Source organism: Micromonospora salmantinae, assembly GCF_022230905.1.
Taxonomy (GTDB): Bacteria; Actinomycetota; Actinomycetes; order Mycobacteriales; family Micromonosporaceae; genus Micromonospora; species Micromonospora salmantinae.
The window spans coordinates 603,482-613,743 of sequence record NZ_JAKKFG010000004.1; the positions used below are offsets into that span (position 1 = coordinate 603,482).

Genomic DNA, 10,262 nt, shown 5'->3' on the forward strand with positions numbered 1-10,262 from the left:
GGAGCATCAACCCGCGGGAGCGGCGACGGCGGGCGCCGTGGCTGGGGCGGGCAACGTGCCGTTGTAGCTGACCGGAACCCCTCGCGCCTGGGCCGCGGCGACGATTCCCGGCATCGCCCGCTCGGCCAGCGCCGCGATCGTCAGGGCCGGGTTGACGGTGAGGGCGCCGGGCACCGCCGAGCCGTCGGTGACGAAGATGCCCGGGTGGTCACGCAATTCGTGCCGGTCGTCGAGGGCCGAGGTCGCCGGGTCGTCGCCGATTCGGCAGGAGGCGAGTGGATGCACCGTGTACGCGCCGACCAGGTCGTTGGTCCAGGGGGCGACCCGGGCCAGCCCGTCCCGTTCGAGAATGTCCTTTACCTCGGCGTCGGACAGCGACCATCCGCGCCACGTGTTCTTCGTCGGTTCGTAGCGCAGCGAGCCCACCCCGAGCATCTGCTGCGACAGCCGATGCGCGTTGCCGGTCTCCGGTGGCGGCCCGAAGACCCCCTCGTTGTCGTCCTCCGACATCGTGAAGATCGTCAACCACGACTGCCACTGACGCAGCATCTCCTTCTTCTCCAGGCCGAACCAGCTCGGCCCGGTCGCGCCCGGAACCTGCGCCAGAATCGTGCCGAGACCGGGCGGGAAGTAGAGCTGCTCCAAGGAGAAACGCTCGTATTCGGGAAGTGAGCCGTCGAGCTTGTCCCAGGAAGCGACAGTGGGGCCGCGTCCGATCTGATAAGCGGAGTACGCGCGTCCGTCGGGTCGGCTCAGGCCGAGCACGTCGCGTACCTTTTCTTCGTCGAAAATAGCGGTATTCAGCCTTTCGCCGTTACCCGAGAAATACCGACCAACTGCGTGTGGCATTTTCCCGAGGTGTGGTTCCGAACGTTGCAGAATGACTGGAGTGGCACCGGATCCGGCGGCGACGACGACAATCTTCGCGTCGATCTCGCCGGATTCGTGCAGAATTCTGTAGTCCTCTCCGTCGACAATCCGGTAATGGACGCGATAGCCACCGTCGGAATTTCGGGACAGATGCTGCACCTCGTGCAGCGGGCGGATTTCGGCACCGTGGTCGAGAGCTGCCGGTAGATAGTTGAGCAACAGCGAGCGCTTGGCGTCGAACCGGCAGCCGGCCATCATCCAGTTGCAGTTCGTGCAGAGATCCACGTCGATCGCCGCCGGCGCCGGGTTGGCGGTCCGTCCGGCGTGCCGGCACGCCGCCCCCCAGAGCCCGCCGGCATAGGGGATGCGGTCCCAGGTCTGCTGGGTGATCGGCAGCGCCTCCGCGACCCGGTCGTACCACGGGTCTAGCGTGTCGCGGTTGATCGCCGCCGGCCACATCCGGCGGCCGATGCTGCCCTGCCGGTCGAAGACGAACCGGGGCGCCCGTGGCATGGTCGCGAAGTAGACGACACTGCCGCCACCCACGCAGTTGCCGCCCAGGATGCTCATCCCGTCGCCCACGACGAAGTCGAAGATCCGGGTGTACGACTTACCGAGTTCGAAGTCGTGGTCGAACTCGTCCGCGCGCAGCCAGGGCCCGCGCTCCAACACCACCACCGAGGCGCCACCGGCGGCGAGGTGATAGGCAGCGATCGCGCCGCCGAACCCGCTGCCGATGACGAGGATGTCGGTCGATTCCGTTGCGGTCATGCGGGGCTCCCCGTCGCTGTCGTTTGTGGATGGTGGTCGGCGAGCTGCCGTCCGTAGCTGAACTCCGGAAACCGGTAGATGCCGTCGGCGTTCGGTTGGGAATAGCCGATGGTGAGAAGCCCTGGATGGCCGCTCGCGAAGGCCGTCGGCGTGCTCATGTGGGCCGCGCTGTCAAAGGCCATGTTGCAGAAGAGGGCAAGGCTCACCCACATCTGCTTCTCGGGATGGCCGGGGTCGGTAAGGATGCGCACCAGCGCGGTGCGGTGGTCGAAGGGCAGTGCCACGAACGACGGCACCGACGCATCGAGGCTGAGCCCGGTTTCGTGCGCGTAATCGTCGGCGTGCTCGTTCAGGGTCACCGCGAGGGAATCGAGCGCTTCGGCCAGACCGCCCGCGGGCAGCTCCAGTAGTGCGAGCGCGCCGGCCGCGACCGCGCCGGCGCCGGTTGCGGCGCCCGCGATCGCGCGATCGCCCGGCCAGCGTTTCTCTCCTGGAATGATCGTGTCGGCAAAAGCCTCGATCGTGATGGTCTTGTCTGGAACTTCCACGAAATGCCTCCAGGCCGCAGATTCATCGCTGCGGACATTGTGTTCCCGCCGCGATCCGTGCCGTTCTTCCGTCGTGCCGTCGGCCGACCGCGCACGCCTGAAGACGAACCGCCGGGGCACCCGCGCGCACGATGGAACAAAACTTGGGAGGTACGAGCGACATGCCGATGCTGGGTGCGATCCGCCGGATGGCGCTGACGCCGTCGCTGACCGACGTCACGTTCGAAGGCCGGGGCTTCCCGGTCAGGCCGAGCCCGACAACCGAGCGTCTCGAAGCGATCCCACAGGCGGTGATCTGCGGCTTCGAGTGGGGTATCGAGGCGCGTGACCAGTGGGAACTGGAGCGACGCCTGGAGCTGGTCGATCAGGAGCAGCGCGGCTTCGCCTACGAGGGCGCCACCATGGCACTGACGGTCCGCGACGCCATGCCGGGCGGGCGGCGCCACCAGGCCCGGGACCTGCTGAGCGGCCCCGGCCTGCCACACACCTTCCTGACCTACATCGGGATCGGCTTCGCGATGGCCCGGCTGCCCCGTCCACTGTGGAAAAACGTGCTGCCGGACCTGACCGGCACCCCCTACTACCCGACCATGAGCTGGTTGGCTGTCGACGGCTACGGCTTCGACCGCGCCTACTTCGAGACCGACCGGTGGGTGGGGCAGCAGCGCAGGCTGGCGCCGTACCCGTGGCTCGGCCGCGCCGACTACTTCCCGCGCGCCGTCGACCAGGGAATCGGTCGTGCGCTGTGGTTCATTCACGGCGGCGAACCCGCCGACGTCACGGCGGCCGTCGAACGGTTCGCCCCGGAGCGGCGGGCCGACCTGTGGAGCGGGGTCGGTCTGGCCGCGACGTTCGCCGGCGGCACCACACCCGAAGGGCTGCGGCACCTCCGCACCGCCGCCGGTGCGCACCGCGACCACCTCGGGCAGGGCTCGGTCTTCGCCGCGAAGGCGCGTACCTTCGCCGGCTACCTGCCCGAACACAGCGAGGCGGGTGTCACCATCCTCGCCGGCCTGCCCGCCGAGAAGGCCGCGGCACTGGCCGACGAGGTCGCGGCCGTGGGTTTCGCCGACACCGAGGAACCCGACTACGAGGTGTGGCGCCACCGGATCCGGGCCCGCCTCGCCGCCATTCACGATGAGGACAGGAGGGTTCGATGAGCGTTTGGCGCAGCCTGCGACGCAGGGTGCTGACCCCCGACGTCGCGGCCACCAGGATGGACGTCCGCGGCTTCCATGTGAAGTCCGCCGCCGGGCGGGAGCGGTTGGAGACCGTCGGCCGCACATTCCTCGCCGGGTACGCGTTCGCGGCCGAGGCGAAGCGGCCCACGGATGCCGAACCGTCGCTGGAACAGGTGCCGACCGGCTATCGCGGCTTCGCCTACGAGGGCGCCGCGATGGCCCTGGCGATGCGCGACGGGTTGCCCGGCGGCGGGACCCGGCACGTCGCCGACTTCCTCGACGGGCGGGCCCGACACCACGTCTACATGGTCTACGTCGGGGTGGGCTGGGCGATGGCCCGACTTCCCCGTTTCCGCTGGTCCACCCTGTACGCCCCGGACCCGCTGCTGCGCTGGCTGGTCCTCGACGGGTACGGGTTCCACCAGGCCTACTTCGTCACCAAACGCTACGTGCACCAGCAGTTCCGCGACGAACGCTTCCCGTGGCCGGGCCACCCGTACGCCAACAACGCCATCGACCAGGGCATCGGCCGGGCGTCGTGGTTCGTCGGTGGCACCGATCCCGAGACGGTGGCCGGCCTGCTCAACCGCTTCCCGGTGGCGCGGCGACCCGACCTGTGGGCGGGCACCGGCCTCGCCGCGGGGTACGCGGGCGGCGCGTCGGACACCGAGCTGCGCCGGTTGCGGGACCTGGCCGGCCCATACCGCCCCCAGCTCATGCAGGGTGTCGCCTTCGCGGCGGCGTCCCGGGTCAAGGCCGACCTCGTGCAGCCTCACACCGAGCTGGCGACCGAGCTGCTCTGCGGCATGTCGCCGGCCAGCGCCTCGAAGGTCACCGACGAGGCGCTTGTCGACCTGCCCGCTGACGGGCAGACCCCGGCGTTCGCGGTCTGGCGCGAGCGCATCGCCGCGGCCATGGTCGCCAACTTCGGCAGTTGACCGGCGGCAAGGGGCCCCGCCGTCCGGCGGGGCCCCTTCTGCTTGTGACGTGCAGCCGCCGGTCACCTACTCAGCCGGTGGCCTTGTGGACTGGTCACCGGCGCCGCCGGAATGATCACGGACGCGGGTCGGGCGTGTCGGGCGCGGCCTGGTAGGGCCGGCGGAGGTACAGCAGTGCCAGCACGACCACCACGGCGAGCCCGTCGACGAAGAGCAGGAAGGCGCTCATCGGGTCGATCGAGTGTTGGTGCGCGGTGAGTGCGTCGGCGGTGGCCTGCCGGACGACCTCGGACGGCGCCGGAGGTGCCACCCCGGTGCCCACGCTGAACCGCAGGCTTCCGGTGGCCTCGCCCCCGTTGGTGAGTGCCATGTGGAAGGCGACCGTCAGGTTGCCCGGACGGGCGACGGTGATCGGCACGGTCACCGTGCGCTCCGGGCCCTGTCGCGCGTCGCCCGACTGGATCGGGTTGCCCGCGTCGTCGAGCACGGCGACGTGGGAGAGCGCCAGGTCCGGCGCGTCGGAGAACGTGAGCGCGACGGCCGCGGGTGCCACCGAGACGGCGGCACCCGCGGCAGGGTCGCTGGTGATCAGACCGCCGTCGGCGGAGGCCGACGACGCGACGCTGGACAGCAGGAGGACGATGAGCAGCAGCGCCCCACCTCGGCGGACCACGTCAGGCCAGCGACGCTACGGGACGTGGCGCGCAGCTGCACCGCATCGCCTCGACCTCGACCCGGCTCGGCCGCAGGTGGTAGTAGACCGCGACCAGCATCGGGATGAAGACGATCGAGTTGTAGAACAGGTGCAATTCGACGCGGGGCATGACGAGCTGCAGGACGCTGGTCGGCACCGCGGCGCCGAAGAGGTTGAAGCCGGCCTGCACCTGGATGAGGAGCAGCAGGTGCTCGATGTGGTGCCAGAACTGGATGGCGAGAGCGATCGTCCACCAGGTGCGGGCCCGACCGACGAAGCCCGGCCGGAGCAGGAAGAGACCGACGAGCATCACGATGGCGTAGCCGTAGTGCAGGTACTCCGAGGTGACCAACCACGGCCAGAACTGTCCGAGCACGCCACGCGACGCGGGTCGGGGCATGTCGAGCACGAAGATCTGGTACGCCTGCACGAGGTGTTCCGCCCAGTGCGCGATCACGATCACCATGAAGGTGTTCAGGGCGGCGCGGTGGTGCCGGCCGTTGAGGGACGCGAGGAAACCCGACCTCGGTGGGGCCGCAACAGCGGACATGGACACTCCATTCGTCAGAGGGCGTGGCCCGGCGTTTACGGTAATCAATGGGTGACGGAAGGATTTCTTTCGACGTGCTCTTGTGCCCCGACCCGGGCCCGGGCGGCCGGCCGATTTTCTGCGGCCACCACCTGGTGCGCGTGCGGATCGACCCGATACCGCAAGTTCGGAGACGGCCCCGGCCCGTCGATATCGACATCCTTGGGCTTGCGGTCGAAGGGAGAGCGTCGTGGGCATGATCATGATTCGAGGCACCCGCCGGGCCGCGGGGACGGTACGGCACGTCACGCCGGTGCCGATCGCCGTGGCCGAGGGACTGGTTGCCACTGTGTACGAGCACGTCGAACGCGACTTCGGAATGCTCGCCCCGCCGGTTGCCCTGCACTCACCGGCCCCCGAGCCACTCGCCGGGTGCTGGATGATCCTGCGGGAAACGCTTGTCGCGAGGGGTGTCGTCGACCGGGGAACGAAGGAGGCGGTGGCGACCGCCGTCTCCCTCGGCAACGCCTGCCCCTACTGCGTCGACGTGCACAGCTCGACGATGCACGGCCTGGCTCGCGGGCGGGAGTCGGCGCAGATCGCCTCGGGCAACCTCCACCAACTCGTCGATCCGGGCCTTCGGGCGGTCGCGGGCTGGGCACGCGACAGCGGGCACGTCGCCGCGGCGGTCCCGGTGCGGGCCGCGGCGGTCCCCGAGGTGCTGGGCGTGGCGGTGGTGTTCCACTACATCAACCGCATGGTCAACCTGTTCCTCCCGGAGTCGCCGTTCCCGCCGCGGCTGCCCGGCGCCGCACGGACGACGGTCCGGAGGGTGTTCGGGAGGTTGATGGATCTGCGCGGGAGCGGGCCCGAGCCGGGGGCGGCGCTGGCGCTGCTCCCCGCCGCGGCGGCGACAGCGGTGCCGGAGTGGGCCGCCGGCAGTCCGAGCATCGGCGACGCGTTCGCGCGGGCCGGTGCCGCCTTCGACCGCGCGGGCCTGCGTTCGGTGCCCGGCCCGGTGCGGTCGCTGGTCACCGCTCGGCTGGACGCCTGGGACGGGCGGCCTCCGGGGGCCAACCGCGGCTGGTTGAGCGAGGCGGTATCGGCGCTCGCGCCGGCCGACCAACCCGCCGGCCGGTTGGCCCTGCTGGCGGCGTTCGGCTCCTACCAGTCGATCGACGCCGACTTCGACGCGCTTCGGGCGACGGGGGTTGGCGACCGGGAGTTGATCGAGGTCACCTCCTGGGCGGCGATGAAGGCGGCGCTGCGGGTCGGCACGCTCGGAGTGGGGTCGGCGGCGTTACCGGCGTGATGCTAGTGCGACGTCCACACCCTCAACGGAGGTAACCATGGTCGCCGCCCGCGTCGTCTCGTCGGTCGTTCAGCGCCAGGTGAAGTACGTGACGCCTGTCGCACCCACCGCAGCCGACGGTCTGGTGGCCGAGGTCTACCGGCAGGCCACCGACGAGATGCGCCTGGTCGTACCGCCGCTGCTGCTGCACTCGCCGGCCCCCCGGACACTCGCCGCCTACTGGATGCTGATGCGCGAGCCGCTGATGACCGGTGGCGCCGTCGACCGGCTGGCCAAGGAGGCGGTGGCGTCGGCGGTGTCGGTTGCCAACATCTGCCCCTACTGCGTCGACATGCACAGCACCGGCATGTACGACCTGTCGACCGAGCACGACGCCGAGGCGATCGTCGCCGACCGGGTCGAGGACGTCGTGGATCCGCGGGTGCGTACGCTCGCCGGCTGGGCGCGGGCCGCCCACCAGCCGGCGGCTTTCCCGGCGTTCGACCTGACGCTCACCCCGGCGGAGCGCGCCGAGTTGGTGGGCGTCGTGGTGGGGTTCCACTACCTGAGCCGCATGGTCAACGTCTTCCTGTCGAGTTTCCTGCTGCCACCGCAGCTCGGCTCCCGGGCCAAGCGGAGGATGAAGCGCGGCGTCAGCCGGTTGCTGCACCCCATCCTGCGCGAGGAGCACCCGGCCGGTCGCTCACTGTCCCTGCTACCCGCGGCCGACCTGCCGCCGGAGGCGGGCTGGGCGCTGGGCAGCGCGTCGGTGGCGGACGCGGTGGCTCGCGCCAACGCGGCCTTCACCGCTGCCGGGGAGCGGTCGGTTCCTCCGCGGGTGCGCGCGCTCGTCGCCGCGCATCTCGATGCCTGGCAGGGTGCCGACACCGGCCTGAGTCGTGAGTGGTGCGAGCGGGCGATCGCCGACCTGCCGGAGCCCGACCGGTCCGCGGGCCGGCTCGCCCTGCTGGCGGCCTTCGCGTCGTATCAGGTCGACGAGGAGACCGTCGCGGAGTTCCAGGCCTGGCACGAGGGCGACGCCGTGTTGGTCGAGACGGTCGCCTGGGCCAGCTTCGCCACCGCGCTGGCGGTCGGCAGCCGACACCTTCGGTAGTCGGCCGGAGATCACAATTATCACCCGGGGCGGTGCCCCGAGAATATTGACGTATGTCCGGGTATTGGGCGCACCGCACGAACGAAGAAGCCCCCAGCACAGACGAAGAAGACATCGTTAAAGGCCCCTGCGACGCTCTATCCAGCGTGTTCACCGAAATCGGTGAGTCGGGATGTGTGGTGATAGTCCGTCGCCAAACTCCCTGTTCGAAGGGGTCGGAACTGGAAACTCGCGCTCGCGGCTATCGGTGCTGATGCCCGTTCCGTGGAGCCGTCCAGGAATCGGTGAAATGCCATTACCAAACCGATGGTAATGGGATTCCCGGCCCCGTACCCGTCCGTCACAATCGGAGGTCAAGTAGATGTCGCAGAAGGGTTCATGGCTGCATCGGCGGCTACCCGCAATCGTGGCGCTGGCCCTGGTCGCCCTGCTCTTCCAACTGGGGCGGTTGCCCTCCGCCTCGGCATCCGAGCTGGCGCGGACCGCGAGCGGGTTCGCGTTCCAGCCGGCCTCGATCGCGATGCCGGGGGGCTACCCGCAGCAGACCGTCCGCAAGGTCAACCAGAAGTACCAGGACATCAACGCGTGGATCTCGTCGGTCGGCTCGGGCGTCGCGATGAACGATCTCGACGGGGACGGGCTGCCCAACGACCTGTGCATCACCGATCCCCGTATCGACCAGGTGGTGGTCACCCCCGTGCCCCGCCCCGGCACCCCCCGCTACGCGCCGTTCGCGCTCAATCCGGCGCCGTTGCCGATGAGCGACACGATGGCGCCGATGGGGTGCGTCCCTGGCGACTTCAACGAGGACGGCCGCACCGACGTGCTGGTCTACCTCTGGGGACGTACGCCGATCCTCTACCTCGCCAAGGCCGGCGCGGTCGGCCTGACGATGGACACCTTCCGACCGGTCGAGGTGTTGCCCCAGTCGCCCGGTGACCGCTACGACGGCCCGCAGTGGAACACCAACACCGTCGCGGTCGACGACTTCGACGGTGACGGCCACGTCGACATCTTTGTCGGCAACTACTTCCCGCACGGCCCGGTCCTCGACGACACCAAGAAGGACGGTGTCGCGATGAACCATTCGATGTCGCAGGCGTTCAACGGCGGCGAGGACTACTTCTTCCGGTGCACCGGCGCCACCGCCGGCGCCGAGCCGACGGCAACCTTCGAACTGGTCAGCGACGTTCTTCCGCGCGCCGTGTCGAAGGGCTGGGCCCTCGCTGCGGCCGCCAACGACGTCGACGGGGACCTTCTGCCGGAGCTCTACGTGGCCCACGACTTCGGCCCCGACCGGATGCTCTACAACAGGTCGACCCCCGGCAAGATCGAGTTCGCTCCGGTCAAGGCCGTCCGTGACCCGCTCGTCCCCAAGTCGAAGCGGGTGGGCGCCGACTCGTTCAAGGGCATGGGCGTCGACTTCGGCGACCTGGACGGCGACGGCCTCTACGACATGTACGTCAGCAACATCGCCACCACGTTCGGCCTGGAGGAGAGCCACTTCGCCTTCGTCAATTCCGCGAAGGACCACAAGGACCTTCGCACCCACCTCGACGACGGCACCGCCCCGTTCAAGGACGAGAGCGCGCCGCTCGGGCTCGCCTGGTCCGGCTGGGGCTGGGACGTGAAGATGGCGGACTTCAACAACAGCGGCGACCTGGTCGTGGCGCAGACGACCGGCTTCGTCAAGGGCGAGGTCAACAGGTGGCCGCAGCTGCAGGAACTCGCGATGTCCAATGACAACCTGCTCACCAACACCACCTGGTGGCCGCACGTGCGCCCCGGTGACGACATCGGCGGCAGTCAGCGGTTGCACTTCTTCGTCAAGTCCGACGGTGGCCGCTACGTGGACATCGCGCCGCGGTTGGGCCTCGACGCGCCGGTGCCGACCCGCGGCATCGCGACCGGCGACGCCGACGGCGACGGACGCCTCGACTTCGCGGTCGCCCGGCAGTGGGACGAGCCGGTCTTCTACCACAACCAGAGCCCGAACCCCGGTGCCTTCCTCGGCCTCCGCCTGACCCATCCCGCCCCGGCCGGCGCGACGGCCGCGACCGGGACCGCTGGTTCGCCAGTCGTCGGCGCCCAGGTCAAGGTCACGACCGCGGACGGTCGGGTGCTGCTCGGCCGTGTCGACGGTGGCAGCGGCCACTCCGGCAAGCGCAGCAGCGAAGTCCACATCGGACTCGGCAAGAACGTGACCGGCCCGGTGCGGGTCGAGCTGAACTGGCGTGATCGCACCGGTCAGCCGCATCAACAGGAGCTTTCGATGACCCCGGGCTGGCACTCGCTCGAGCTCGGCGCCCAGGCCCAGGAGAGGTGA

9 protein-coding genes are annotated in these 10,262 nt (G+C 69.7%); 5 read left to right on the plus strand and 4 right to left on the minus strand.

The window, feature by feature from the left end; translation table 11 throughout:
- Positions 1-6 precede the first annotated feature (6 nt).
- The gene (locus PSH03_RS04990; protein ID WP_238688392.1) at positions 7-1,641 is read right to left on the minus strand and encodes a GMC family oxidoreductase N-terminal domain-containing protein; all 1,635 of its coding nucleotides are present in this window, start codon (positions 1,639-1,641) and stop codon (positions 7-9) included.
- Complete coding sequence (locus PSH03_RS04995; RefSeq protein ID WP_238688393.1) at positions 1,638-2,189, minus strand: DUF5987 family protein; 552 nt, start codon at positions 2,187-2,189, stop codon at positions 1,638-1,640. The genes PSH03_RS04990 and PSH03_RS04995 overlap by 4 nt, the downstream gene beginning before the upstream one ends.
- A gap of 161 nt (positions 2,190-2,350) precedes the next feature.
- On the opposite strand from PSH03_RS04995, the gene PSH03_RS05000 reads away from it, so the two are divergent.
- Complete coding sequence (locus PSH03_RS05000; RefSeq protein WP_238688394.1) at positions 2,351-3,349, plus strand: DUF1702 family protein; 999 nt, start codon at positions 2,351-2,353, stop codon at positions 3,347-3,349.
- Positions 3,346-4,308: a DUF1702 family protein gene (locus PSH03_RS05005; protein ID WP_210780580.1), complete on the plus strand. Its 963-nt coding sequence runs from the start codon at positions 3,346-3,348 to the stop codon at positions 4,306-4,308. Before PSH03_RS05000 ends, PSH03_RS05005 begins: the two co-directional genes overlap by 4 nt.
- Before the next feature lie 115 nt (positions 4,309-4,423).
- On the opposite strand, the gene PSH03_RS05010 is transcribed toward PSH03_RS05005, so the two are convergent.
- Together PSH03_RS05010 and PSH03_RS05015 are read right to left on the minus strand one after the other, a co-directional pair.
- A complete protein-coding gene (locus tag PSH03_RS05010; RefSeq protein WP_210780579.1) occupies positions 4,424-4,981 on the minus strand; it encodes a copper resistance protein CopC in 558 nt (185 codons plus the stop codon).
- Position 4,982: 1 nt separating this feature from the next.
- Positions 4,983-5,552 (minus strand): hypothetical protein, encoded by a 570-nt coding sequence (locus PSH03_RS05015; RefSeq protein ID WP_238688395.1) that lies wholly within the window; start codon positions 5,550-5,552, stop codon positions 4,983-4,985.
- A gap of 235 nt (positions 5,553-5,787) precedes the next feature.
- On the opposite strand from PSH03_RS05015, the gene PSH03_RS05020 reads away from it, so the two are divergent.
- From PSH03_RS05020 to PSH03_RS05030, 3 genes are all read left to right on the plus strand, one after another.
- Positions 5,788-6,843 (plus strand): carboxymuconolactone decarboxylase family protein, encoded by a 1,056-nt coding sequence (locus PSH03_RS05020; RefSeq protein WP_210780577.1) that lies wholly within the window; start codon positions 5,788-5,790, stop codon positions 6,841-6,843.
- Between the two features lie 37 nt (positions 6,844-6,880).
- On the plus strand, positions 6,881-7,936 hold the full coding sequence (locus PSH03_RS05025; RefSeq protein ID WP_210780576.1) for a carboxymuconolactone decarboxylase family protein: 1,056 nt from the start codon (positions 6,881-6,883) through the stop codon (positions 7,934-7,936).
- 361 nt (positions 7,937-8,297) lie between these two features.
- Positions 8,298-10,262 (plus strand): CRTAC1 family protein, encoded by a 1,965-nt coding sequence (locus tag PSH03_RS05030; protein ID WP_210780575.1) that lies wholly within the window; start codon positions 8,298-8,300, stop codon positions 10,260-10,262.

Bases quoted from the DNA above. Each gene is read 5' to 3' on its own strand.
- PSH03_RS04990 (WP_238688392.1), bottom strand. From the start codon at position 1,641: ATGACCGCAACGGAATCGACCGACATCCTCGTCATCGGCAGCGGGTTC.
- PSH03_RS05005 (WP_210780580.1), top strand. From the start codon at position 3,346: ATGAGCGTTTGGCGCAGCCTGCGACGCAGGGTGCTGACCCCCGACGTC.
- PSH03_RS05015 (WP_238688395.1), bottom strand. From the start codon at position 5,552: ATGTCCGCTGTTGCGGCCCCACCGAGGTCGGGTTTCCTCGCGTCCCTC.
- PSH03_RS05000 (WP_238688394.1), top strand. From the start codon at position 2,351: ATGCCGATGCTGGGTGCGATCCGCCGGATGGCGCTGACGCCGTCGCTG.
- PSH03_RS05020 (WP_210780577.1), top strand. From the start codon at position 5,788: ATGATCATGATTCGAGGCACCCGCCGGGCCGCGGGGACGGTACGGCAC.
- PSH03_RS05030 (WP_210780575.1), top strand. From the start codon at position 8,298: ATGTCGCAGAAGGGTTCATGGCTGCATCGGCGGCTACCCGCAATCGTG.
- PSH03_RS05025 (WP_210780576.1), top strand. From the start codon at position 6,881: ATGGTCGCCGCCCGCGTCGTCTCGTCGGTCGTTCAGCGCCAGGTGAAG.